Here is a 22745-nt window from a genome sequence, read left to right on the forward strand (position 1 = left end):
TTGGTCTCAGAAGGTCTCGAGGTAGCGGTCGAGCTCCCAGTCGGAGACGTCGACGAGGTAGTCCTTGAACTCGGCGCGCTTGGCCTCGACGAACTTCTCGTAGACGTGCTCGCCGAGCGCGTCGCCGATGACCTCGTCCTCCTCGAGGGCGTCGACTGCCTCGCCGAGGTTGGTCGGCAGCGTGTTGATGCCGTACTCCTCGCGCTTCTGCTCGTCGAACTCGTAGATGTTCTCGCGGACCGGGTCCGGGCACTCGAGGCCCTGCTCGATCCCGTCGAGACCCGCGTGGATGAGCGCCGCGAAGGCGAGGTACGGGTTACAGGACGGGTCGGGGAAGCGAGCCTCGATACGGCTGGCGGCCGGGACGCGGGCGGCCGGCTTCCGGATGAGCGCGGAGCGGTTGCGGTCGGACCACGCGACGTAGACGGGTGCCTCGTAGCCGGGCACCAGGCGCTTGTAGGAGTTCACGGTCGGGTTCGAGACCGCCGTGATGGCCGGCGCGTGCTCGAGGATACCGGCGACGAACTGCTTCGCCGTCTCGCTCAGGTTGAACTCGTCGTCGTCGTCGTGGAACGCGTTCTCGCCGCCCTGGAACAGCGAGATGTGCGTGTGCATGCCGGAGCCGTTGATGCGCGGGATGGGCTTGGGCATGAACGTCGCGTGCAGGTCGTGCTCGGCCGCGATGGCGCGGACGACGGACCGGAACGTCGCGACGTTGTCGGCCGTCGAGAGCGCGTCGTCGTACGTGAAGTTGATCTCGTGCTGGCCCTGGGCGACCTCGTGGTGCGAGGCTTCGATGTCGAAGCCCATGGACTCGAGGCCGTAGATGATGTCACGGCGGACGTCCTGGGCGAGGTCCTTCGGCGCGAGGTCGAAGTAGCCACCGGCGTCGTTGGTCTTCGTCGTCGCGCGCCCGTCCTCGTCCTCCTCGAACAGGAAGAACTCCGGCTCGGGGGCGGCGTTGATGTCGTAGCCCATGTCCTCGGCACGCTCGATGGCGCGCTTGAGGACGCCACGCGGGTCGCCCGAGAACGGCTCGCCGGTCGAGGTGTCCATCACGTCACAGATGAGGCGCGCGGCCGCGCTCTCTTCCGTGTTCCGCCACGGCAGGATGGCGAACGTGGACGGGTCCGGCTCGAGACGCATGTCGGACTCCTGGATACGGACGAAGCCGTCGATGGACGACCCGTCGAAGTAGATGCCCTCGGTGAACGCCTTCTCGGCCTGGCTGGCCGGGACGGAGACGTTCTTCACGGTGCCCAGGATGTCCGTGAACTGGAGGCGCAGGAAGTCGACGTTCTGTTCTTCGATCTGGTCGATGACCGCTTCTTCTTCCGCAGACAGGTTTCCGCTTGTCATCTTTCTGGTCGCGTAATCCAACTATCCCCACTACAAAAACCCTACTGTTATACGCAATTCTACCCCCCTCCCAGTGGAACTGGATATTCGTAAAATTCTAATGGCTGGAGGCGTAGTTCTGACGTAATGACGTACGAAAATCTCGATGCGAAGTTGGTGAATGCCCTACTCGACAACGGGGACGCGAGTCTCCGCAGCCTCGCAGAACAGCTCGACGTCTCGGTGACGACGGTCTCCAATCACGTCTCCGCGCTGGAGGAGGAAGGCGTCATCCGCGGCTACACGCCCAAGATCGACTACGACCAGCTCGGCTACGACGTGACGGCCATCCTCCAGCTCAAGGTCGAGGGGAGTGCCCTCCCCGACGTGACCGAACGCCTCCGCCAGGAGAAACAGATGGTGTCGGTGTACGAGGTCACCGGCGACTACGACGTCATCGCCATCGGGAAGTTCGTCGATACGGACGGCATGAACACCCAGATCAAGCGCCTGCTCACCGACCCCGAGATCAAGGAGTCGAACACCTCCGTCGTCCTGAACCCGGTGTGTGAGAACGAGCAGTTCGAGCTGGACCTCGAGGACTGACTTCGAGTTTCGCGCCCTCGCGTGCGCTCGCGGCACGCCCGCGACCGCCGACCAGCACCGACCAGCAGCCACGTTCTCCTCGCTGGCTGTACTCTCTTGCGCGCTGGGCCGTCCCGATAGCCCAAGAAAGCCATTTTCGCCGTCGTGGTGTATGCTAGCTCGAATCGCGACCAGAATACGACTACTCACCACAGCCATGACAGTCATCGCCCGGTTCGAGATACTACCCGTCGGAGAATCGCACATGTCCGAGTCCATCGCCCGCGCGCTCGACGCGCTTGAGGAGACCGGCGTCACCTACGAGACGACCGGGATGGACACCATCGTCGAGGCCGAGACCGCCGGCGAGGTGTTCGCCGCGCTCCAGGCCGCCCACGAGGCAGCCGCCGACGGCCGACTCGTCACCAACATCGAGATAGACGACGACCCCGAAGCCGAACAGAGCGCCAAAGACCGCGTCTCAGCCGTCGAGAAGGCTCGTAAGCACTCGGCAGGCGCAGCGAAACCGTAGCCTCGGTCACCTTTTCAGCATCGAAAACGGTCGGAACGACGAGCCGCGGCCGTCATCCTCTCAGGCGACGGCTGCGAACAGCCCGAGCTCGTCGTGGTCGTGCAGCGGCGCGGTGAACCGGTCGTCGTCGAAGGTCACGTCGTCGTGATTGACGACGAGGTGGACGCCCGGCCTGAACTCGCCCGCGTCGTCGAACACCGTCCCCGCGATGGTGGGGTACGTGTCGAGCAGCAGGTGGAGCGCGTCGGCGACCGTCGCACCCTCCTCGACCTCGACGGGGACGGACTTCTTGCCGACCGCGTGTTTGAACTCGCCGAACAGTTTCCACTCGACGTGGCTCTCGGGATGATACGCCGAGAAGTCGAAGTCGTCACAGACCGCACAGCGGCGGGGGCCGGTGGACGACGACGTCGCGTGGACGACACCGCAGTGTTGACAGACGTGAAGGTGGTTTCTGAATCCCATTGTGACTCCCCCAGGTAGAGATACGTCACCAGCGAGATTCAACAGAGACCTGATTCCTCCAGTTCGCTGGGCTGTCGCTGTCCAGCGCGGGAAACGGGAGTGTGTGGGATGACAGACGAAAACGGGAAACTGCGCTGCGGAAACTGCGTCTGGTTGTCTGCGGGTCGGTACGGGAGCGTGGTGGGCTATGGAAGTTCTTCTACGCCGAACTTCACATAGCCTTGGCCGAGGAAACCTCGGCCGTGCGATGAGATTTCTCGTTCCTCGAAATCTACATCGCGCCGCCCATGCCACCCATGCCGCCCATGCCGCCGGGTGCGCCGCCTTCGTCGTCGCCCTTGTCGGTCGACAGGTCGCCGGCGGAGATGATGTCGTCGATCTTGAGGACGAGGTTCGCGGCCTCGGTGGCGGAGGTGTACGCCTGCTCCTTGGAGTGAGCGGGCTCGACGACGCCAGCGTCGAAGGTGTCCTCGATGTCGCCGGAGAACACGTTCAGGCCGGCGCGCTTGTTGCCGCTCTCGTGCTCGGAGCGGAGGTTGACGAGGATGTCGATGGAGTCGAGACCAGCGTTCTCGGCGAGGACGCGGGGCACGAGTTCGAGGGAGTCAGCGAACGCCTCGACGGCGAGCTGCTCGCGACCTTCGACGGAGTCGGCGTAGTCACGGAGACGCGAGGCGACTTCGACCTCGATGGCACCGCCGCCAGCGACGACGCGGCCGTCGGAGACGGTCTGGGCGACGACGTCGAGGGCGTCGGTGACGCCGCGCTCGAGCTCGTCGACGACGTGGTCGGTGGAGCCGCGGAGGGTGAGCGTGACGCCGTGGGCGTTCTCGGCACCCTCGACGTAGAACAGCTCGTCCTCTGCGTCGCGGCTGATGGAGCCCACGCCAAGGTCGGAGGCGTCGAAGTCGTCGAGGTCGGAGACGACGGACGCGCCGAGGATCTCGCGCAGGAAGCGGATGTCGGACTTCTTCACGCGGCGGACGGCGAGGATGCCCTCCTTCGCGAGGTAGTGCTGTGCGAGGTCGTCGATGCCCTTCTGGCAGAAGACGACGTCAGCACCGGACTCGACGATGGCGTTGACCTTGTCCTTGAGCTGCTTCTCCTCCTGGTCGAGGAACTGCTGGAGCTGGCTCGGGTCGGTGACGTTGACCTCGGTGTCGACGCTGGCCTCCTCGACCTCGATGGCCTCGTTGAGGAGGAGGACCTTCGCGTCGTCGACCGTCTTGGGCATGTCGTCGTGGACCGGGTCCTTGTCGATGACCGCGCCCTTCAGGAGCTCGGAGGCGGAGGCGGGCTGGCCGGTCTGGGTCTCGATGTTGAGGTACTCCATGTCGACCTGGCCCTCGACGGTGACGGACTGGACCGCGTCGACGATGAGCTGGGCGAGGTGCTCCTTGTCGAGCTCTGCGCCCTTGCCCGTCATGGAGGTCTCGGCGACCTTCTTGAGGAGTTCCTCGTCGGAGGCGTCGACGCGCTCTGCGATGTCGTCGACCTCTTCGCGAGCCTGCTTGCTGGCGAGGTGGAAGCCCTTGATGATGGCGCTCGGGTGGATGTCCTGCTCGAGGAGGTCCTCGGCGTTCTTGAGGAGTTCACCCGCGATGGCGACGGCGGTCGTCGTGCCGTCACCGGCCTCGTCTTCCTGCGTCTCGGCGACCTCGATAATCATCTCGGCCGTCGGGTTGTCGATGTCCATCTCCTTCAGGATGGTTACGCCGTCGTTCGTGATGGTGACGTCGCCCATCGAGTCGACGAGCATCTTGTCCATCCCTTTCGGGCCGAGTGTGGAACGCACGGCCTCGGCGACTGCGCGAGCCGCCTGGATGTTGTACTCCTGCGCGTCACGGTCCTTGACGCGCTGGGACTCGTCGGACATCACGATCATCGGCTGACCTTGCTGCATTCGCTGGCTCATGTACAGGCGAGGCATTGATTGTGCTTCTATATAAAAGTTTGGTAATTGGAGCATCGTGGGTCCCGTGGGATGCCGTCAGCCACCCCAGCTAATCGCAGTACAGTGGCCCATTACCCCGCATACCATGCACATCTTTACCAAACCACGAGCCGGCAATCTGGTAGCCGAACACAGCCATTTATATAGTATCGTGCTGGCGAGCAGGCAAGTCCACGGTCGAGCCCGGCGTGCTCAGTTCGCACCGAGTTCTTCGACGACCGCGGGCGAGTCGTTCGCCGGGTCGTTCACCGCCGTCGACACCGGGTACGCCCGCATCTCGTCTGCGGGATACGGCTCGAACAGGCTGGCCGCCTCGTCGGTGTCCCCGTGGAGCCACGTCTCCTCCTCTCCCTCGGGGACCATCACTGCCATCCGGTGGTGCAGGTCAGCCACGAGGTCGTTCGGCTCCGTGGTACACACCGTAAAGGAGACCACTCGCTTCGTCTCGGGCTCCGCCTTCCCGCCGCCCGCAAACGCGTCCAGTCCTGTCTGCTTCTCGACGCCCTCCCAGACGGCGTACAGCCCGGCCATCGCGAACGGCTCCTCGTCGGCCAGCGTCACCCGGTAGGGCTGTTTTCCACCTCCCTCCTCTTTCCACTCGTAGAACCCGTCAGCGGGGACGAGACACCGACCCGCTGTGGCGAGGTCCGCCCCCTCACCCGCCGACGCGAAGGCGTCGCGGAACATCGGCTTGTCCCGGACCGTCTCCGACCGGGCGTTGATGGGGCGGGGCGCGTCGTCCGGGTCGTCGGTCCACGACGGGAGGAACCCCCAGTTCGCCCGGGTGAGTTCGGCGTCGGTGTCGGCCCGGATGACCGGCAGGTCCTGCCTCGGTGCCGCGTTGTACCGCGGCCCGTAGTCCGCAGGAACGGACACGCCGAAGCGTTCTTCCAGCTCGTCCGGCGTCACGAAGAGACTGTAGCGACCACACATGCGCCTGCGTACGCGTGGGAGCCACAAAAGCTGGCGTCACCCGGCAGTCGAGACGACGGTGCCGAAAGTACCCTGATAACCAATGTTGCACCGGAAACGAAGGGGTTGGGGGCGGGAGGCGGCGCTCGCCGGGAGTGAATCAGTGAGAAGCGCCAGGACAGGGATTTGAACCCTGAATCCCGAAAGGGAACACGCTTTCCAGGCGTGCGCCTTACCGTTCGGCCATCCTGGCTTCACCCGTGAGTTACCGGGTGTTGCATTTAACGGCTTTGTTTCGTTCGACGGTGTGCGAGAGTCTACCGTCCCCTGGTGAGGAGCCGAAACTCGGCGACGTAGGCCCCGGCGGCGACCGCGGCACCCACGACGAGAGCCACGCCGAGCGCGGGCAGGAAACCCACACCGTCGTTCCCGAGCGCCACGTACCCCTGGTAGAGCACGAGGAAGGCGAACAGGCCGACAGCGCCCCACAGCAGGGCCGATTTCGCTCTCTGGTTCACTCGTTCGACGCGATGGCCTCGATCTCGACGCCGACGCCCTTCGGGAGGTTCGCGACTTCGACGGCGGAGCGGGCCGGCGGGTTGTCGAGGAAGTACTCCTTGTACGCGTCGTTCATCTCGTCGAAGTCCTCGATGTCGTCCATGAAGACGGTCACCTTGAGCACGTCCTCCATGGTACAGCCCTCCTCCTCAAGGATGGCGCTGACGTTCTCGAGGGACTGGCGGGTCTGGACCGTGATGGACTCGTCGTCCAGCAGTTCGCCGTCGGGTGTCAGCGGAATCTGGCCGGCGGTGAACACGATGTCGCCGTTCGTCGTCGCCTGACTGTACGCCCCGACCGCGGCCGGTGCCTCGTCCGTGCTGATGATTCGCTTCATGTCAGGAGCGACGACCGCCGCCGTCTTAAAAACCCCCGACTCCCCGGCAACGTTTCCGCGCTCCCGCCGTCACTCGTACCCGACGTCGGGCGTCAACTCCATCCCACTGCGCTGGAAGGTCCCGCTCCCGCGGGCGATCTCGTTGCCATCGCTGTCCCACGCTACGGCCTCTGCGATGAGCTGGCGCGGGTTGTCGTTGACCACCTCGCCGACGGCGCGAATCTCGCCCGCCGAGACGGGCCGTTCGAGGTAGATGTTGAACTCCGTGGTGAGAACCGCCACGTCCTCGACCAGCGAACTGGCCGCGAAGAACGCCGCGTCGTCGAGCACCTTGAAGTACACCGAGCCGTGGACACCCCCCAGCGCGTGACACAGGGACTCGTCGACGGGCGTCACGACCTCGGCTTCACCCTCGCGGACGGTCAACTCCGGGTCGTAGAAGTCGTTGACCGGCGCGCTGGCGTACATCCCCTCCAGTCTCCGGAAGTGTTCCTCGTTCACGGACGACGACTCGCGGGCGAGCGAGAAATAGCTGTGCGCAGCGGCACCACCGACTTCACTCGGTGACTGCCGCGCTCAGTAAGTGCTGCGCTCAGTGACTGCCGTACCCGCCCTCCTCGACCGGTCCCGCGAACGTCGAGTAGAGGATGTAGAAGTACGAGAGTACCATCGGGAGCAGGAACGCCGACGCCCCGGTCAGGATGTTCATCGACAGCGGGGAGACCGCGGCCTCACTGGCCGTGCTCCCGGTCGCCGGGTCGAGCACGGGCCACAGCAGGGTCCCCACGAGCGCGACCAGGGCGTAGGTCAGCCCACCGGCGGCGAGGAACGCGAACAGGTCGCGCTCTCGCCGGATGGTCACCACGTATGCGCCCACGAGCAGGACCGACAGCACGACCAGTACGACCGGCCCCGGCGCGAGGAGCGGCTCGCGAACCGCGGGTCGCAACAGCAGGGCACCGAGCAGGACGACGACGAGCCCGAGGTACGCCAGAGCCGCCCGCAGCCCCCACCGACGCAGGTCGACCGCCATCCCGGGAGCCGGCCGAGCGACCTTCATCGCGAGGAACGCGGCCCCCGTAACGACCGTCAGCGCGACCACGGCGATGCCGACGAGGACCGATTCGAGGGCGAGGGTCGTCCCGAGCAGCCAGTTCCCCGTGAAGACGCCGAGCAGGAACGGCGAGCCGATGGAACCGACGACGAAGGCACGACCCCACCAGCGTTTCCAGTCCGCGTCCTCGCGTTGCTCGTACATCTCGGGAGCGAGCCCGCGCAGGATGAGCGTCCCGAGGACCCCGAACAGCAGCAGGTAGTGGCGGCTGAACAGGGTAGCGTAGATCCGCGGGAACGCGGCGAACAGCGCGCCACCGAAGACCACGAGCCACACCTCGTTACCGTCCCAGAACGGCCCGATGGCCGCCAGGACGTGCTCGCGCTCGGTCTCGTCCGCACGGGTCGCGAACAGGGCACCGGCCCCGAAGTCGAAGCCGTCGAGGAACAGGAACGTCCCGAGGAAGGCGAACACGACGCCGAACCAGAGCGCCGGGAGGGGCAGGCCGAGGAGGTACTCAGTCATCGGCGGTCACCTCCGAGACCGGGACCTCCGGGCGGTCGCTCGGCCGCGGTTCATCCCCTTCGACGCCGACCTCGGGTGGGCCCTCGCGGATGATTCGCAGGATGACGTAGCTGTACAGCGCGAGCAGGCCGGTGTAGACCAGCGCGAATCCGACCAGCGTCAGGGTCGCCTCGAACCCGGTGAGGCCGGGCGAGACGCCGTCTTCTGTCTTCAGGACGCCCTGGATGACCCACGGCTGGCGGCCGACCTCGGTGACCATCCAGCCGAGTTCGGTCGTGGCGATGCCGAGTACCGACGACCCGACCATGGCCTGGTGGAGGCGCGTGTCCTCGTAGAGTCTCCCCTGACGCCACCGGAGCGCGCCCCACATGGCGAGGAGGACGAACCAGAGCCCGAACAACACCATCAGCCGGAACGACCAGAAGACGACGGCCACCGGCGGGTTCTCCTCGAACTCGCTGAGCCCGGTCACCTGGTAGGTCGGGTCACCCCCGCTGGCGAGGATGGACGCGAGCGCGGGGATATCGAGCGTCCAGAGGTTCTCGGCCCGCGGGTCGGTGAACGCCGACGGTTCGGTGGGGATGGCGATGACGTGCAGGGCCGCGGGTGCTTCCGTCTCGTACTGTGCCTCCATCGCGGCGAACTTCTGTGGTTGCGTCTCGGCGACGTGGCGGGCATAGGAGTCCCCGTGGACCACCTGGAAGGGTGCCATCAGGAGCAACATCACGAGCGCGAGCTTCATCGTCACGCGCCAGAACCGGGTGTCGCGGTCGCGCCAGACGTGGAACCCCGCGACCCCGAGCATGAACAGCGCCACCGAGATGACCGCGGCAGACTGCATGTGGACGAACATCCACGGGAACCGCGGGTTGAGGTAGGCCGCCCACGGGTCGACGAGTGTCACGATGGGCTGCCCGCTCTGCTGGACCAGCTCGAACCCGCGCGGGGTCTGCATCCACGAGTTCGCGATGAGAATCCAGACCGCAGAGAGCCACGTCCCTGCGGCGACCGCGATGGCAGAGACCATGTAGAGGACGTCACCGACCTTCTCGCGCCCGAAGACGAACACGCCGAGGAACGTCGCCTCGAGGAAGAACGCCATCATGCCCTCGACCGCGAGCGGGCCACCGAACAGCTCCCCGGCGGTGGTCGCGAAGGCCGCGAAGTTCGTCCCGAACTCGAACTCCAGGACGAGCCCGGTCACGGTCCCGACGACGAACGAGAGGGCGAAGATCTTCGTCCAGAACCGGCGTTGCTGTTCCCAGAGCCGGTCGTCGCTCCGGATGGACTTCCACGTGAAGTAGACGAGGAAGGGCGCGAGCCCCATCGACATCACGGGGAAGATGATGTGGACGATGGTGGTCAGTGCGAACTGGAGTCGGCTGGCGAGTACGGGGTCTACCATTGGGTGAGCCTCACCGGCCGGGGGTCGACACCGCCTCCGGCCGAGTCGTTACCCTTGCTACGGCGAGCGCCCATACAATAGGCGAGCCAATTCTCGAAGGCCGGGAACCGGCGTGGTTTTCAGGATTGCCCCGAACGTGTTTCGGTGATGGCGTTCCCATCGTGGCTTCGCCGGCGACCAGGTGCCCTCCTCGTCGGAATCGCGGGGCTCGCAGTCGCACTCTGGCGGCTTCTCTCGGCGCGCGTCACCGACGTTCCCCTCTGCCCGCTCACGGCCCGGGGACGCATCGGCTCGAACTGGGTCGCACACACCGGCGTCGGGACGGGCGAGGACCTGCCCGGCGAGATGGACGACCTCGACACCTTCGCCCGCCCCGACTTCGACCCCGGACTGGTCGCCCCCGCGGTTCGAGACTTCTACGAACAGACGAGCCAGTACGACCTCGCCCTGACCGCCGAGTGGCACCGCCCCTTCCGGACCGGCGCGTGGCTGGCGAGTTTCCTCACCAGCGCCCTCGAACAGCTGAACCTCCCCGCACCGGGCGATTCGCGGGTCCAGCACCTCACGAACCACCTGGAACGGCTCGACCCGGCCGCCGACCCCCGCGAGGGTGCCCGGGCCTGGGTCCGGACCGACCGCGACACTGGCGAGGGCGTGTTCACCGCGATGTACGCGACCCACGAGAAAGCGGGAGAGCGGTTCGTCAACATCGGCGTTCCCCTTCCCGTCACGAATCTCTCGACCGTGCTGTCGATTCGCCACCTCGGAGACGCGGGCGCGGTGGAACTCACGACCGACGCGACCGGCGACCCGGGGCTCTACCTCGTGACGCCGGTCGGGACCTTCGAACTCCCCATGAAACAGCGGTTCCGGGTGTGGCCGGTCGACGCGCCGGGTGCGCCGCCCGCGCTGGACGCCAGTGCGAGCGTCGTCGCGACCCACGAGATGTGGCTGTTCGGCAGGCAGTTCCTGACGGTCAGGTACGCAGGGCTGCCGAACACGACCAGTCGGTCAGCGGTCGAGCAAGACTGACAGGAACGAATCGACGACGACCCATCTCACAGCCCGGGGGCAAGAACGACCGCACTCACCGCATCCAACCGGCCGTCTCGAACTCGAATCGGGCACCACCAGCTGCACTCTCCCCGACGGTCATCTCCCACCCGTGGGCCTCCGCGATGCGCTCGACGATGCTGAGTCCGAATCCAGTGCTACACCGGGACGTGCTGTAGCCGTATTCGAAGATTCGGTGACGTTCTTCGGCCGGGATACCCGGCCCGTCGTCCTCGACGAAGAACGAGGTGCTCTGGCTCCCGACGCGGACGGTGACACCGGCTCCGCCGTGTTCGACCGCGTCGCCGGGCTGCGCCCGGCTGTTCGTGGAACCATGTTCCACGCTATCACCGGCTTTGCCGGTGGTTCGTCGAACGCCATGTTCGACACTATTCCGGAACAGGTTCTCGAACAGCGTCCGGATTCGCTCCGGGTCACCCTGTACCGTCTCCACGTCGGTATCCACGACGAGGGTCGCCTCGTCCGCGTCGATGGACCGCCACGCCCTCTCCGCAACCTCGCTGAGTCGCACCGGCTGGAACTCGCTGACGACCGCTCCCTCGCGTGCCAGCGTCAGCAACGACGAGACGAGGTCGTCGATCCGGTCGAGCGCGCGAGCGATACGGTCGTGATTCTCCTCGGCACCGGGCGCGTCCTGTCGCGCGAGTTCGAGGCCAGTCTTGGCAACGCCGAGCGGGTTCCGCAGGTCGTGACTGAGCACGCTCGCGAACCGGTCCAGCTGTTCGACGTTGCGTTCGAGTTCTCGTTCACGTTCGACCCGTTCGAGCAAGCCGGCTGCCAACTGGATGTAGAGGTCCGTCAGCTGGAGGTCCCGCTCCGAGGGCCGGTGTGGCTCACGGAAGTGCGTCGAGAGCATCCCGAGAATCTCGCCTGAACTGTCGAATATCGGTGTCGACTGGACGCTCCGGTACGGGACGCTCTCGGCGGCCGACCGATGCGGCCGAAACCCCTCGTCGGTACGGATATCTTCCACGATTGCACGTTCCCCCCGCTTGAGCGCCCTCCCACACACCGACGTTTCCGTCGCGTGCAACGTTTCGAAGTGATCGAGGAACTCCTCCGGGAAGCCCCGATGAACGGATATCGTCAGTGTCTGCCGCGTGGTGTCGTACAGTTGGATTATCCCGTAATCCGCGTTCTGGAGTTCGATGGTGGCATCCAGGACCTCTTCCAGCATCTCCTGAACGTCCTTCTTCTCGACGAGTCGCATGCTCAACTCGTGCAACCGCGTCATCGCCGCGAGTTCGGATTCCAACTCCTCCCGAAGCGCCCGACTCTCCGCCTCAGCCTCCTTCTGTTCGCTGATGTCGTTGAACAGAATCGCGACCCGGTTCTCGGCCGGGTCCCCGATACGGAACGCATACACGTCGTACACAGCGGTCGCCGAGGTACTTCGCCTCGTCCGTAAACCGAATCGACTCGCCGGTCAGTGCGATATGGCCGTATATCTCGAACCAGTGCTCCTCGTGACGCGGCTCCAGTTCGCGCATCCGCTTGCCCTCGGCGTCGAGAAGTCCCGTCTGGTCATCGAAGGCAGGATTCGTCTCGAGAAAGCGGTAGTCCACCGGCTGTTCGTTCCCGTCGAACAGCACTTCGACGAGACAGTACCCTTCGTCCATCGACTCGAACAGCGTGCGGTAGTGTGCTTCCCGCTCGCGGAGTCGCTCGTATTCGTCCCCGTCCGGCAGACACCACCAGAGTTGTTCGCCGGACGCCACCGTCTTCGTCCGAAGCTCACCGGCTGCGACCAGTTCCTCGAGCACGTCCGAGAGCATCGACTCGGAACACCCGAGTTCGGCAGTGAGTGTCCCGATCGAAACCGGAGTTCCGGGCGGTCCGAGGCTCTCGAACGCTGCCAGTACAGCAGCCCTCGACAGCGCAGACGAACTCATGCTAGTAGTTCGTTCGATTGGTGATTAAAGATTCCTCTTGATGTGCTGAGGAAGAGAACTCTAAATCACGCTCTCGTGTCCCGGTTTGTGAAGTAAAAGGCGCTAATTTGACAGTTCTGTCACCGAGTGCAATCCCTAGTCAGACTGCCCATCTCTCGTGACGCCGGCCGGGAGCTTCGAACTCCCGGTGAAACAGCGGTTCCGGGTGTGGCCGGTCGACGCGTCGGGTGCGCCGCCGGCACTGGACGCGAACGCGAGCGTCGTCGCGACCCCGAGCGATGCTCCTCCTTGTGCCGATACGCAGAGTCAATAGCCTGCGTGCCGTAGCTGGACGAATGCCAGAAGAGACGCTGTTCGAGTTCGAACGGGACATGACCACGAGCGAGGTCGCACAGTACCTTCGGACGGTCGCGGACCGCCTCGACTCCGGTGGCGAGTTCACGCTGGAATCCGGCGGCGACTCGGTGACGCTCTCGCCACCGGGGCGCGTCGAGTTCGAGGTCGAAATCGAACGGGAGACCTCGAAGTCCGGCAAGTCGCCGGAGATCGAGCTCGAGTTCGCCCTGGAGTGGGACGAGAACGGGAGCGACGGCAGCGGCGACCTCACCATCGAGTGAGGTCCTGCGAGAGGAACGGCGAGGTGACTCAGACCAGCATCTCGACTTCGTAGCCCGCCTCCCGAATCGCCTCCAGCAGTTCCTCAACGTGGTCGTGGCCCCTCGTCTCGAGGTCGACCTCGACCTCGGTGTCGGCCATCCCGATCTGCCGGGAGGTCCGGTCGTGCTGGATGGCGTAGATGTTCGCCTTCTTCTCGGCGATGATGTGCAGTAGCTCTTCGAGCGACCCAGGGCGGTCGCGCAGGACCGTCTTTATCTTCACGTAGCGGCCCGTGGCGACCAGCCCGCGCATGACGACCGTCGTGAGCATGTTCAGGTCGATGTTGCCCCCGCACATCGCCGGGACGATGACCTCGCCCTCGTCGTAGTCGAACTTGTTGAACAGGATGGCTGCGAGCGGAGCCGCACCCGCGCCCTCGACCAGCGTCTTCCCGCGTTCGAGGACGTACGTCAGCGCCATCGCGATCTCGGGGTCCGAGACCGTGACGACCTCGTCGACGCGCTCCTTGATGACCTCGAAGGTCTGCGTACCGGGACCACGGACCGCGATACCGTCCGCGATGGTGTCGACCTTGTCGAGCTCGTAGCGCTCGCCCTTCTGGAGGGACTGGGCGACGCTGGAGGCACCTTCGGCCTGGACGCCGACGACCCGCGTCTCGGGATTCTTGGCCTTGATGGCGGTCGCCATCCCGGAGATGAGGCCGCCGCCGCCGATGGGGATGACGACTGTCTCGACCTCGGGGAGGTCCTCCATAATCTCCAGCCCGATGGTCCCCTGCCCGGCCATCACGTAGGGGTCGTCGAAGGCGTGGACGTAGGTCCGGCCTTCCTCCTCTTCCAGTTCGTGGGCCTTCTCGGCGGCCTCGTCGTAGTCGGTCCCGTAGAGGACGACCTCGGCCCCGTAGCTCTGGGTGGCCTTTATCTTGGAGATGGGAGCGTACTCCGGCATGACGATCTTCGCGTCGACCCCGGAGCGGGTGGCCGCGAGGGCGACGCCCTGGGCGTGGTTGCCGGCGCTCGCCGTCACCACGCCGGCAGATTTCTCGTCATCCGAAAGCGTCATGATTCGATTGGTCGCGCCTCTGATCTTGAACGACCCGGTTCGCTGGAAGTTCTCCATCTTCAGGTGGACCGCGGCTCCCGTCATATCCGAGAAGGTGTGGGAGTACTCGATGGGTGTGTGCCGCGAGGTCTCACGTACCCGGGGCATCGCTTCCAACACGTCGTCGAGTTCGAGCATACAGGAACGTCGGCGGGCACGTCGTTAATTATTTTCGCACGAGAATTCTGCGACGCAGACGAGACGCGACCACCCGGACCGGTCGCCGAGCCGGCGGCTCACGGGTGTTGGTCTGAAAGGGGGAATACGGGGGGAGCACGCGTGTGACGTGCAAGTGGAGAAGTGGGCGGGATACATATAAACGCCAGCCAAGCGGAGTGAAAGTGTAATCGCAAGACAGCGGCGCTGTGAATCGGGCGTCAGACGGTCGTCTGCCGGTCGTCATTCGGGTCGTGCGACGACGGTACACTCCCGGGCCATCGTGTCCGCGACCCGGGCCTGCAACGACCCCGAACCGGGCCATTCGATGGAGTCCTCGACTCCGAGTCTGGCCGGGTCCCCGACGTACACTTGCACGTCGCCAGTTGTCCGGTTGCCACTGCCGTCCGCCCACGGCACCGCCACCCGGACGTACAGCCCGCGGTCGACGCCCTCGTACCGGTCCAGCGCGTCGACCTCGTCGGTCCGCAGGATTCGCCCAGGCGTCTCCCCGCCGGGTGCCAGCGTCGGGTACTCGCCCTCTACCCGATGTGCGCCCCGGAGGACAGCGCCGGGGCCGAAGGTCCAGTCGTCCAGCAGCTCGTCGACGCGGGCTGGGTCCGTGAGCGTCCCGTAGACGAAACAGTCCATACGTTGCTTCCGCTTCCGACGACTAAAAGAGCCGAGCCCGGGAAACCCGACCATGAACCGCGGCCGGCTGTTGTCGGTGTGGCGGCGCGTCCTCGGCCTCTCGTGGCCCGTGATGGTCGAGCAGACGTTCCGCACCGCGATGCGGACCACCGACATCATCGTCACCGGGCTGTTCTCGCCGGCCGCCATCGCCGCCATCGGCCTCGCCGACCTCTACGCCCGCTTCCCCCTGCGGATCGGCCTCGGGCTCGGCGGCGGTGCCATCGCGCTCTCCAGCCAGGACACCGGTGCCGGGGCACAGGCGAACCGCGACGAGGCGGTCACCCAGGCCATCCTGCTCGGGCTGGTCGCCGGCATCCCGTTCGTCGCGTTCGGCTTCCTGTTCGGCCGCGAGGCCATCTCGCTGCTCGGCGCGTCGGACAGCGTCGCACAGCTCGGCGGCACCTACCTCGCCATCGTCTTCGCGACCGCGCCCGCCCGGCAGGTGTCGCTCATCGCGGCGAGGTCCCTGCAGGGCACCGGCGACACCCGTACCCCGATGTACGTCAACATCGTCTCGAACGGGCTGAACATCGTCGGGAGCGTGGTGCTCGGCCTCGGGCTGCTGGGGTTCCAGCGCTACGAGATCGTCGGCGTCGGCCTCGCGACCGCCTTCAGCAACGTGTTCACCGCGGTCGTGCTCTGTGCGATAATGTGGGTCGGGGGAACCAGTGCCGGCTTCGCCCTGCCGTCGAACCCCATCATCGCTCGCCAGCTCGTCGTCGTCTCGGCCCCCCGCGTCGTCGAGGGGTTCGCCGACACCCTCGCCGAGTTCCCGTTCAACGCCCTCCTGCTCGGCTTCGGGACCGAGGTCAACGCCGCCTTCCAGGTCGGTCGCCGTCTCTACCAGCAGGTGACCGGCCCCCTCTCGCGCGGCTACAGCGTCGCCGCGAGCGTGGTAGTCGGACAGGCACTCGGTGAGGGCGACCCGGAGCAGGCGAAGGAGAACGGGGTCGCGACCGCCCTGCTCGGTCTGGTGACCGTCGGGGGCATCGGCCTCGCACTGGTCGTCGGCGCACCCCTGTTCGTCCGCGTCTTCACCCGCGACCCCGCGACCGTCGGCTACGCGGTCGACTTCGCCCGCACCTACGGGCTGGCCGCGCCCGCACTCGTGACCTTCGTCGTGTTCTCGGGGAGCCTCCAGGGCGGGAGCGAGACGCGCACCCCGTTCGTCGCCCGGGTCGCGGGCCTGCTCGTGTTCTTCCTCGGCTTCAGCTACGTCGTCGGCGTGACGCTGGGCTACGGCGTGCTCGGCGCGTACGGTGGCATCATCGGGTACTACGGGCTGGCTGCCGTGCTCGTCACGGTCGGTTTCGTGCGTGGTGACTGGGCGAGACGGGCCGCGAAGATGATGGCAGACCGGGGCAGTGCGGCGGACTGATCAGGCTTCCACGTCGTCGTCCAGCACCGCCTCGTCGTACCACTCCACCCCGGAGAACACGAACCGCGCCCCGTCCGCCGAGTCGTCTATCTGCACCGACCAGTCGTGGGCTTCCGCGATGTCCTCGACGATGGCCAGCCCGAACCCGGTCCCCTCCGACGCCGTGGTGTAGCCCTGCTCGAACACGAGGTCACGGTCCTCCGGGTCGATGCCGGGGCCGTCGTCGGCGACCGCGAACCCCGCTGGATGGTGCTGGAGCGTCACGGTGACGCCAGTGCCATCAGTGGAACCGTGTTCGACAGCGTTGCGAAAGAGGTTCTCGAACAGGGCCCGCATGCGCTCGCCGTCGGCCAGCACCGGGGGAAAGCTGTCGGCGAGTTGCAGGTCGGACCCGCTGGTGGCACACCCCGCCCACGCGTCCGTGACGATGCGCTCGAACGGGACCGGCTCCGGGTCCTCGACCGTCTTCCCCTTCCTGGCGAGTGCGAGCACGTCCTCGATGAGGTCCTCCATCCGGTCGAGCGCCCAGGCGAGCTCTTCCAGCGACTCGTGGTCGTACTCCACGGCCAGCAGGTCGCGGTGACCCCGGGCCACCGTCAGTGGGTTGCGAAGGTCGTGACTCACGATGCTGGCGAACTCGTCGAGGCGTTCGTTCTGCCGGCGAAGCTGTCGTTCGCGCTCTCGCTGCTCGGTCGTATCCGTGTAGATGGCGAAGCCGAAGACGCTGTGCTCACCGAGCGTGACCGGGACGCCGTGGAGGATGAAGTCACGCAGTCCGTTCGCCGTCTGGCGGCGGACCTCGGCGTGGATCGAGTTCCCGGCGATGAGTTCCTCGCTGAGCCCGGTCGCCTCGTCCTCCTTGCCGGGTGGGACGATGAACTCGTCGAGGTCCCTGCCGACGATGGTCGCCTCGTCGTACCCCATCACCGTCTCGAACGATGAGTTGACCGCCCGGACCTGCATCGTCCCGTCCCCCTCGAACACGTACGAAACCGCCGGGTCGGGGATGTTCTCGAACAGCGCTGCGAACCGGTCACGCTGCTGTTTGACCTCGGCCTCGCGCTCGCGGAGGAGGTCTTCGCGTTCGGCCCGTTGCAGCGCAGAGACGACGTTCGTCGCCAGCAGTTCGGCGACCCGCACCGTCGCGTCGTCGACCGACTCGTCGTGGACACTGCCCGCCGTCAGCACACCGTGCCTGCCGAGTGGGACCGCCAGAACCCTGGTATCCTCGTTCGCGCCCGGGAACGAGCAGGTTCCCGTCTCCCCGTTGGTGAACAGGTCGGCCAGCGCCGTCTGCCGGTCGAGCGGGACCGGGTCCACGCCGTCGATATCCGTCGTCGCCACCGGGTCGAGCACGTCACCGTCGACGAGGAACACCGTGATCTGTGGCAGTCCGAGGATGTTCAGCCCGGTCGCGACCGCCCGGCTGGCCACGTCGGCCTTCGTCTCGGCGATCATCATCTCCCGGGTGGCGTCGTGCATCATCCGCAGGACCTTCTCGCGCTGCTTTCGCTCCGTGATGTCGGTGTAGACGAAGTACGCCAGGTCGCTCCGGTCGCCGACACGGACCGAACGCATCAGGAACTCTCGCGGACCGTCCGCGGTTATCCGGGTCCCCTCGGCCTCGAACGACTCGCCGGCCGCGACCCGCTGGTTGTACTCACGCCCGATGTCGCGGCGGCCCTGGGGGTGGACCACCTCGTCGAGGTCCTGGCCGACCATCTCCGCGGGGTCGTAGCCGAACACCTCGCCGAACGACTCGTTCACGCGGATGACGTAGGCGTGGTCACCCTCGATTCTGGCCTCCGCGATAGCGTCGCTGGTGTTCTCGAACAGGGTCGCGACGCGAGCGTCGGCCGACCGACCGCTCTCGGCCCGGAAGTGTCGTGCGGCCGCGACCGCTCGTCTCGCAGCCAGCCGCCGTGCCGTCTCGTTGCTCCAGTCGACCACGTCGGTCGCACCCGCGTCGAGTGCGGCAGCCGCGACCGCTTCCCGGTCCGTCGTGCCCACGACGACCGGGAGTTTCGACGCGACAGCGCGGACACCGTCGAGGCAGCCGATACCGTCCGCGTCGGGGAGGTTGGCAGCCGTAAGAACGCAGTCCGGCCGCTCGGTCAGGTCCGCGACCCGGTCGCGGGCTGCCGCCGCCGTGTCTGCGGTCACCGTCTCCGTCTCTTGAGCCGTCTCGGCGATGGCCGAAACCAGCGCCTGCCGACGGTCCGCATCCCCGTCGACACAGAGGACGGACACGGAAACAGTGTCGTGTGCCATCATCGGCGAATCGAGTGGTCGGGTAACTACCACCATTCATGGGAGTCTCTGACTAAGTGGTTTCGGCCCCGAGAAGTCGTCCCCTCTCCACACAAGACATTTAATAAATCCGATGGAACCGGTGCTTATGAAACCAGAGACGGGACTGGCTGCGGTCGTCGTGGTCGCACTCCTCGTCACCGCCGGCGTCCTCGTGGCCGTCCCGGGTGCCCTCCAGCCCCCACCCGACGACGAACCGGTCGAACGGCCCGGCCGGGTCGCGCTCACCGAGATGACGATCTCGGCCGGGCAGGTCACCGGTGGGACCGCGACCCTCCAGGTGACACCATACGTCGAACACCGCGGGAACCCTGCCCCGAACGTGACCGTCGTCCTCCGGGCGGTCGACACCGACTCCGGCCTCGTCGAGGCGACGACGCGACTGGCCTTCGGCGACCTCCGGAACGAGTCGGAGCTGAACCGGACCGGACGCCTCTCGGTCCCCCGCGAGGGTGGCTACCGCGTCGAGGCCGTCCTCTACCGCGACGGCGAGCGCATGACGGTCGGCTCGCGGACCGTCTCCGGCGTCGACAGCCTGACTCCGGCATACGCAGAGACCCCGGTCGGCTTCCACGAGTTCGACGGTGACGCCGAACTCCCCGTCATCGAGTACCGGGTCGCCTCGGTCGAGAACGACCGGGCGACACTGGCCGTGACGACCTACCTGACGAACACCGGTGACGACCCCGCCGAGAACCTCCGGTTCGTCCTGAAAGCTCGCCAGAACGGCTCGAACGTCGTCGCCGACCAGACCACGGTCCAGGTCGGGTCGGTTGCCCCGGGCGAGACCGTGACGCCGACCGCCGACCTGACCGTGCCAGATGGGTACAACTACTACCTCGATGCCATCCTCTGGAAGGGCGACACCATCGTCGGGACCGAGCGCTCCGTCGCGAACCTCGCGCCCGGACAGGGGCTGACGGTCAACTGGACACAGTCGGCTGCGGGCTTCGAGTCCGGCGACTTCGAGACCGGTGACGGCCCGGCGACCGGCCCACCCACCACGGCATCACCAGAGGCTGACGCCGGCGGCCAGCCCGGCTTCGGCCTACCAGCCGCCTTCGTCGCCGTGCTCGTGACCGCACTTGTCGCACGGAGGGTCCGCCGATGAGCCGCGACGACCCGCCGGCCGACGAGCACCGTGCCACCGACGCCGAGACCACGACCACCGACGCCGACAGCATGCCAGATCACGACCCCGACACCACCGACAGCGACAGCACCGACCGGCCAGCCAGCGACGAATCTGACACCGACCACGAGGTCGACACGTCCGCAGACGAAGACGTTCCCGTCAGGGACGCGGAACCGGCCGCCACCGCCGAGCACGCTGCGGCCCAGGGTCGTGATTCCCGCCGGTCCCAGCGCGATGCCCGGACCGACCGTGACCTGCGAACGAAACTGTCCTGGCTCGCGCTCGTCGTGCTCACCCTCGTCTCGCTGTACATGCTCGGCGTCTTCTACTCGAACGCCTCGCGGTTCATCCGGCTCTGGGTCGGGAAGGAGTTCGAACCGCTCGTGCAGGCCGCGTTCGCCCTCGTCCTGCTGGCGCTGTCGCTCGTGGGTATCGTCCGTATCACGCGCGGGCTAATCGAGTCGAACCCCGATTAGAGGCGACAGCACTCGTGGGCCAGCGAGTTCTGGAACACGTCGGTCGGGACCGGCCGGTTCCCCGCGAACGAGCGGTCCGTCAGCCGCAGGTCGGCGATCCGGTTCACGTCGTACACCCGCCAGCCGTCACCCGTCGTGAGGAAATCGGCCACCGCCACTCCCCCGACACCCTCACCCCCGTCGCTCCGGGCCGTCCCGGTGGGACGCTGGTAGCCACAGAGCAGTTCCTCGTCGAACCTGGTGGTGCCGTGATAGAACGGTTCGACGACGCGGCCCACGCCATCGTACTCGAACTCGACCATCCGGTTCGCCTGAATGGCCGCGCACACATCAGGTTCCATATGTGCTACGACGGGGCCACGGGGGATATGGAGCACCTTTAGTCTCGAACCCCGGCTCAGACAGTCCCGTCGACGAAACAGTTGAATCGCTCGACAGCTTCCCCGACCACCTCGCCCGTCTGGTCGTACGCCACCACCCGGTACCAGCCGTGAGTCGGTGCCGGCCCGAGGTCGACGGCGTAGGGTATCATCCCCGGTTCCAGCCCGGTCACCGTCAGGCCGTTGTCCTCCTGATTGTCCATCACCGGCACGTCGTGGACCAGCCCGCCGTCCTGGTCGTACACCCCGATGCGGACGACCGCCTCGGTCTCGACCGCCTCGGCTTTCACCCCGATGAGGAACAGGACCCGGTCCCCGTCCGCTTCCGCCCTGACCATCCCGATGGGGCCGGGCGTGGGGATGGACCCCCGGCTGGAGCAGTCGACGGACCGGCCACCCCCGCCGATGCCGAGACGCGTGCAGCCGGCCAGCGCGGCGAGGCCGGCGGTGGCGAGGCCGGCGAGGAGCTGTCGTCTAGAGCGCATACCCAGAGAAACGGCACGATTGGCAAAAGGGGAAACTCGCGGTGAACCGAGAGGTTCGGCACCACCGCTCCAGTCCGATATCGACCTCGAAAAGACGGAAAGTTGGTCAGTCGCGCGGTCTCACGGGCCTACGACCCGTTCACCATCGAGGTGGCTCCGCCACCTCGCAACCTACCGCTCGTCCACGTCGACGAAGTCCTCGTCCATCGGCCCGACGTACCGCGCCCGCGGCCGGATGAGGCGATTGTCGTCGTACTGCTCCAGCACGTGGGCGATCCAGCCGCCGACGCGGCTCATCACGAAGATGGGCGTGTAGATGTCGATGGGGATGCCCATCTGGTAGTACGTCGAGGCGGAGTAGAAGTCGACGTTCGGGGCGAGGCCCTTCTCGGCGGTGAGGTACTCCTCGATGGCGACCGAGTAGTCGTGCCACTGGGGCGTGCCCGCGGCCTGGCCGAGTTCCTCGCTTTTCTCGGAGAGGATCTTCGCGCGGGGGTCCTTGACGTTGTAGACGCGGTGGCCGAAGCCGGGCACGCGCTCGCCCGCGTCGAGACGGTCCTCGACCCACTCGACGGGGTCCTTCCCCGATTCTTCGAGTTCGAGCAGTGCCTCCATCACGTCCTGGTTCGCGCCGCCGTGCAGGCTGCCCGAGAGGGCACCGATGCCGCCCGGAATCGTGGAGTGGAGGTCGGCGAGCGTCGAGGAGATGACCATCGTCGTGAACGTCGAGGCGTTCAGGCCGTGGTCGGCGTGGAGCACGAGCGCCATGTCGAACGTCTCGGCGAGCACGTCGTCGGGCTCCTCGTCGTTCAGCATGTAGAGGAAGTTCGCGGCGTGGCTCAGGTCGTCACGCGGCTCGACGGGGTCGTCGCCGTTGCGGATGCGGACGAACGCGGCGAGGATGGTCGGGATCTTCGCGGTGATGCGGCGACCCTTGCGGAGGTTCGCGGCCTCGTCGGTGGAGTCGGCGTCAGCGTCGGGGTCGTACGCCGAGAGCTGGGACACGGTCGTCCGGAGCGCGGCCATCGGCTCCTCGTCCTGCTCGGCGAGCTCGCGAACCGTCTCCATGACTCCCTCGTCGACGTGGCGCTCAGCAGCCATTTGCGCTGTGAAGTCGTCGAGTTCCTCGCGATTGGGGAGTTTCCCGTGCCAGAGGAGGTAGAGGACCTCCTCGTAGCTGGCATCGCGGGCCAGGTCTTCGATCGCGTACCCGCGATAGATGAGACGTCCTTCGTCACCGTCGATGAAGCTCAGATCCGATTCGGCGACCAGAACGCCCTCCAGCCCTTTCTTGAGGTCGTCAGACATACGTTGAGCCTTGCGCACGCCCCCCGAAAAGTATTGTCGTTTACGCCGTTACTGCTGGAAGTCTGCCCAAAACA

The 22745-nt window shown here is 66.3% G+C and carries 24 protein-coding genes and 1 tRNA gene; 7 read left to right on the forward strand and 18 right to left on the reverse strand.

The genetic code is table 11. The annotated features are described in order from the left end of the window. Positions 1 to 6 precede the first annotated feature (6 nt). Positions 7 to 1359 (reverse strand): type I glutamate--ammonia ligase, encoded by a 1353-nt coding sequence (gene glnA / locus N6C22_RS00725; protein WP_261648652.1) that lies wholly within the window; start codon positions 1357 to 1359, stop codon positions 7 to 9. Positions 1360 to 1485: 126 nt separating this feature from the next. Between glnA and lrp the strand changes: the two genes are divergently transcribed. Further along, positions 1486 to 1944 carry an HTH-type transcriptional regulator Lrp gene (gene lrp, locus N6C22_RS00730; protein WP_261648653.1) on the forward strand — a complete coding sequence of 153 codons (459 nt, stop codon included), beginning with the start codon at positions 1486 to 1488 and terminating at the stop codon, positions 1942 to 1944. A gap of 196 nt (positions 1945 to 2140) precedes the next feature. Beyond that, positions 2141 to 2455: a thiamine-binding protein gene (locus N6C22_RS00735; RefSeq protein WP_261648654.1), complete on the forward strand. Its 315-nt coding sequence runs from the start codon at positions 2141 to 2143 to the stop codon at positions 2453 to 2455. 60 nt (positions 2456 to 2515) lie between these two features. Here the strand turns inward: N6C22_RS00735 and N6C22_RS00740 are convergent, their stop codons facing one another. The 9 genes from N6C22_RS00740 to N6C22_RS00780 all read right to left on the reverse strand — a co-directional run bounded on the left by N6C22_RS00740 (position 2516) and on the right by N6C22_RS00780 (position 9665). Then, a complete protein-coding gene (locus N6C22_RS00740) occupies positions 2516 to 2920 on the reverse strand; it encodes a ubiquitin-like small modifier protein 1 (RefSeq protein WP_261648655.1) in 405 nt (134 codons plus the stop codon). Between the two features lie 271 nt (positions 2921 to 3191). Further along, complete coding sequence (gene thsB, locus N6C22_RS00745) at positions 3192 to 4835, reverse strand: thermosome subunit beta (RefSeq protein WP_369684381.1); 1644 nt, start codon at positions 4833 to 4835, stop codon at positions 3192 to 3194. Positions 4836 to 5066: 231 nt separating this feature from the next. Continuing rightward, complete coding sequence (locus tag N6C22_RS00750; protein ID WP_261648657.1) at positions 5067 to 5807, reverse strand: SOS response-associated peptidase; 741 nt, start codon at positions 5805 to 5807, stop codon at positions 5067 to 5069. Between the two features lie 150 nt (positions 5808 to 5957). After that, positions 5958 to 6039, reverse strand: a tRNA-Ser gene (locus N6C22_RS00755). A gap of 64 nt (positions 6040 to 6103) precedes the next feature. Continuing rightward, on the reverse strand, positions 6104 to 6304 hold the full coding sequence (locus N6C22_RS00760; protein ID WP_261648658.1) for a hypothetical protein: 201 nt from the start codon (positions 6302 to 6304) through the stop codon (positions 6104 to 6106). Then, positions 6301 to 6681 (reverse strand): Rid family detoxifying hydrolase, encoded by a 381-nt coding sequence (locus N6C22_RS00765; protein WP_261648659.1) that lies wholly within the window; start codon positions 6679 to 6681, stop codon positions 6301 to 6303. Before N6C22_RS00765 ends, N6C22_RS00760 begins: the two co-directional genes overlap by 4 nt. 69 nt (positions 6682 to 6750) lie before the next feature. Next, on the reverse strand, positions 6751 to 7182 hold the full coding sequence (locus N6C22_RS00770) for a PaaI family thioesterase (RefSeq protein WP_261648660.1): 432 nt from the start codon (positions 7180 to 7182) through the stop codon (positions 6751 to 6753). A 91-nt stretch (positions 7183 to 7273) separates the two neighbouring features. After that, entirely contained in the window at positions 7274 to 8260 is a 987-nt protein-coding gene (locus N6C22_RS00775) for a cytochrome d ubiquinol oxidase subunit II (protein WP_261648662.1), read from the reverse strand. Continuing rightward, positions 8253 to 9665: a cytochrome ubiquinol oxidase subunit I gene (locus tag N6C22_RS00780; protein ID WP_261648664.1), complete on the reverse strand. Its 1413-nt coding sequence runs from the start codon at positions 9663 to 9665 to the stop codon at positions 8253 to 8255. The genes N6C22_RS00775 and N6C22_RS00780 overlap by 8 nt, the downstream gene beginning before the upstream one ends. A 147-nt stretch (positions 9666 to 9812) precedes the next feature. On the opposite strand from N6C22_RS00780, the gene N6C22_RS00785 reads away from it, so the two are divergent. After that, positions 9813 to 10697: a hypothetical protein gene (locus tag N6C22_RS00785; RefSeq protein WP_261648665.1), complete on the forward strand. Its 885-nt coding sequence runs from the start codon at positions 9813 to 9815 to the stop codon at positions 10695 to 10697. 55 nt (positions 10698 to 10752) lie between these two features. On the opposite strand, the gene N6C22_RS00790 is transcribed toward N6C22_RS00785, so the two are convergent. After that, the gene (locus N6C22_RS00790) at positions 10753 to 12114 is read right to left on the reverse strand and encodes a GAF domain-containing sensor histidine kinase (protein ID WP_261648666.1); all 1362 of its coding nucleotides are present in this window, start codon (positions 12112 to 12114) and stop codon (positions 10753 to 10755) included. Continuing rightward, a complete protein-coding gene (locus N6C22_RS00795) occupies positions 12023 to 12631 on the reverse strand; it encodes a hypothetical protein (RefSeq protein WP_261648668.1) in 609 nt (202 codons plus the stop codon). Before N6C22_RS00795 ends, N6C22_RS00790 begins: the two co-directional genes overlap by 92 nt. A 335-nt stretch (positions 12632 to 12966) precedes the next feature. Here N6C22_RS00795 and N6C22_RS00800 point away from each other — a divergent pair, with 335 nt between their 5' ends. After that, entirely contained in the window at positions 12967 to 13248 is a 282-nt protein-coding gene (locus tag N6C22_RS00800) for an amphi-Trp domain-containing protein (RefSeq protein ID WP_261648669.1), read from the forward strand. A gap of 28 nt (positions 13249 to 13276) precedes the next feature. Here the strand turns inward: N6C22_RS00800 and ilvA are convergent, their stop codons facing one another. Both ilvA and N6C22_RS00810 read right to left on the reverse strand, forming a co-directional pair. Next, the gene (gene ilvA, locus N6C22_RS00805; RefSeq protein ID WP_261648670.1) at positions 13277 to 14488 is read right to left on the reverse strand and encodes a threonine ammonia-lyase; all 1212 of its coding nucleotides are present in this window, start codon (positions 14486 to 14488) and stop codon (positions 13277 to 13279) included. A 261-nt stretch (positions 14489 to 14749) separates the two neighbouring features. Continuing rightward, complete coding sequence (locus N6C22_RS00810; protein ID WP_261648671.1) at positions 14750 to 15157, reverse strand: gamma-glutamylcyclotransferase; 408 nt, start codon at positions 15155 to 15157, stop codon at positions 14750 to 14752. A gap of 52 nt (positions 15158 to 15209) precedes the next feature. Between N6C22_RS00810 and N6C22_RS00815 the strand changes: the two genes are divergently transcribed. Continuing rightward, complete coding sequence (locus N6C22_RS00815) at positions 15210 to 16577, forward strand: MATE family efflux transporter (RefSeq protein ID WP_261648672.1); 1368 nt, start codon at positions 15210 to 15212, stop codon at positions 16575 to 16577. On the opposite strand, the gene N6C22_RS00820 is transcribed toward N6C22_RS00815, so the two are convergent. Continuing rightward, positions 16578 to 18827 (reverse strand): PAS domain S-box protein, encoded by a 2250-nt coding sequence (locus N6C22_RS00820; RefSeq protein WP_261648674.1) that lies wholly within the window; start codon positions 18825 to 18827, stop codon positions 16578 to 16580. A gap of 148 nt (positions 18828 to 18975) precedes the next feature. Between N6C22_RS00820 and N6C22_RS00825 the strand changes: the two genes are divergently transcribed. After that, positions 18976 to 19998, forward strand: a complete 1023-nt coding sequence (locus N6C22_RS00825) for an NEW3 domain-containing protein (RefSeq protein WP_261648676.1) — start codon at positions 18976 to 18978, stop codon at positions 19996 to 19998. Further along, positions 19995 to 20498, forward strand: a complete 504-nt coding sequence (locus N6C22_RS00830) for a hypothetical protein (protein ID WP_261648678.1) — start codon at positions 19995 to 19997, stop codon at positions 20496 to 20498. The genes N6C22_RS00825 and N6C22_RS00830 overlap by 4 nt, the downstream gene beginning before the upstream one ends. On the opposite strand, the gene N6C22_RS00835 is transcribed toward N6C22_RS00830, so the two are convergent. From N6C22_RS00835 to citZ, 3 genes are all read right to left on the reverse strand, one after another. Then, entirely contained in the window at positions 20495 to 20839 is a 345-nt protein-coding gene (locus N6C22_RS00835; protein WP_261648680.1) for a hypothetical protein, read from the reverse strand. The two genes, N6C22_RS00830 and N6C22_RS00835, sit on opposite strands and share 4 nt — an antisense overlap. Before the next feature lie 56 nt (positions 20840 to 20895). Further along, positions 20896 to 21363, reverse strand: a complete 468-nt coding sequence (locus N6C22_RS00840; protein ID WP_261648682.1) for a hypothetical protein — start codon at positions 21361 to 21363, stop codon at positions 20896 to 20898. Positions 21364 to 21534: 171 nt separating this feature from the next. Beyond that, positions 21535 to 22671, reverse strand: a complete 1137-nt coding sequence (citZ, locus tag N6C22_RS00845; RefSeq protein WP_261648684.1) for a citrate synthase — start codon at positions 22669 to 22671, stop codon at positions 21535 to 21537. Between the last annotated feature and the right edge of the window lie 74 nt (positions 22672 to 22745).

The sequence above is a fragment of the Haloarchaeobius sp. HME9146 genome (assembly GCF_025399835.1).
Lineage (GTDB): Archaea > Halobacteriota > Halobacteria > Halobacteriales > Natrialbaceae > Haloarchaeobius.

Bases quoted from the DNA above. Each gene is read 5' to 3' on its own strand.
- N6C22_RS00740 (WP_261648655.1), bottom strand. From the start codon at position 2,920: ATGGGATTCAGAAACCACCTTCACGTCTGTCAACACTGCGGTGTCGTC.
- N6C22_RS00780 (WP_261648664.1), bottom strand. From the start codon at position 9,665: ATGGTAGACCCCGTACTCGCCAGCCGACTCCAGTTCGCACTGACCACC.
- N6C22_RS00840 (WP_261648682.1), bottom strand. From the start codon at position 21,363: ATGCGCTCTAGACGACAGCTCCTCGCCGGCCTCGCCACCGCCGGCCTC.
- N6C22_RS00795 (WP_261648668.1), bottom strand. From the start codon at position 12,631: ATGAGTTCGTCTGCGCTGTCGAGGGCTGCTGTACTGGCAGCGTTCGAG.
- N6C22_RS00835 (WP_261648680.1), bottom strand. From the start codon at position 20,839: ATGGAACCTGATGTGTGCGCGGCCATTCAGGCGAACCGGATGGTCGAG.
- N6C22_RS00800 (WP_261648669.1), top strand. From the start codon at position 12,967: ATGCCAGAAGAGACGCTGTTCGAGTTCGAACGGGACATGACCACGAGC.
- thsB (WP_369684381.1), bottom strand. From the start codon at position 4,835: ATGAGCCAGCGAATGCAGCAAGGTCAGCCGATGATCGTGATGTCCGAC.
- N6C22_RS00810 (WP_261648671.1), bottom strand. From the start codon at position 15,157: ATGGACTGTTTCGTCTACGGGACGCTCACGGACCCAGCCCGCGTCGAC.
- N6C22_RS00735 (WP_261648654.1), top strand. From the start codon at position 2,141: ATGACAGTCATCGCCCGGTTCGAGATACTACCCGTCGGAGAATCGCAC.
- N6C22_RS00785 (WP_261648665.1), top strand. From the start codon at position 9,813: ATGGCGTTCCCATCGTGGCTTCGCCGGCGACCAGGTGCCCTCCTCGTC.
- N6C22_RS00830 (WP_261648678.1), top strand. From the start codon at position 19,995: ATGAGCCGCGACGACCCGCCGGCCGACGAGCACCGTGCCACCGACGCC.
- lrp (WP_261648653.1), top strand. From the start codon at position 1,486: ATGACGTACGAAAATCTCGATGCGAAGTTGGTGAATGCCCTACTCGAC.
- glnA (WP_261648652.1), bottom strand. From the start codon at position 1,359: ATGACAAGCGGAAACCTGTCTGCGGAAGAAGAAGCGGTCATCGACCAG.
- ilvA (WP_261648670.1), bottom strand. From the start codon at position 14,488: ATGCTCGAACTCGACGACGTGTTGGAAGCGATGCCCCGGGTACGTGAG.
- N6C22_RS00765 (WP_261648659.1), bottom strand. From the start codon at position 6,681: ATGAAGCGAATCATCAGCACGGACGAGGCACCGGCCGCGGTCGGGGCG.
- N6C22_RS00815 (WP_261648672.1), top strand. From the start codon at position 15,210: ATGAACCGCGGCCGGCTGTTGTCGGTGTGGCGGCGCGTCCTCGGCCTC.
- citZ (WP_261648684.1), bottom strand. From the start codon at position 22,671: ATGTCTGACGACCTCAAGAAAGGGCTGGAGGGCGTTCTGGTCGCCGAA.
- N6C22_RS00775 (WP_261648662.1), bottom strand. From the start codon at position 8,260: ATGACTGAGTACCTCCTCGGCCTGCCCCTCCCGGCGCTCTGGTTCGGC.
- N6C22_RS00750 (WP_261648657.1), bottom strand. From the start codon at position 5,807: ATGTGTGGTCGCTACAGTCTCTTCGTGACGCCGGACGAGCTGGAAGAA.
- N6C22_RS00825 (WP_261648676.1), top strand. From the start codon at position 18,976: ATGAAACCAGAGACGGGACTGGCTGCGGTCGTCGTGGTCGCACTCCTC.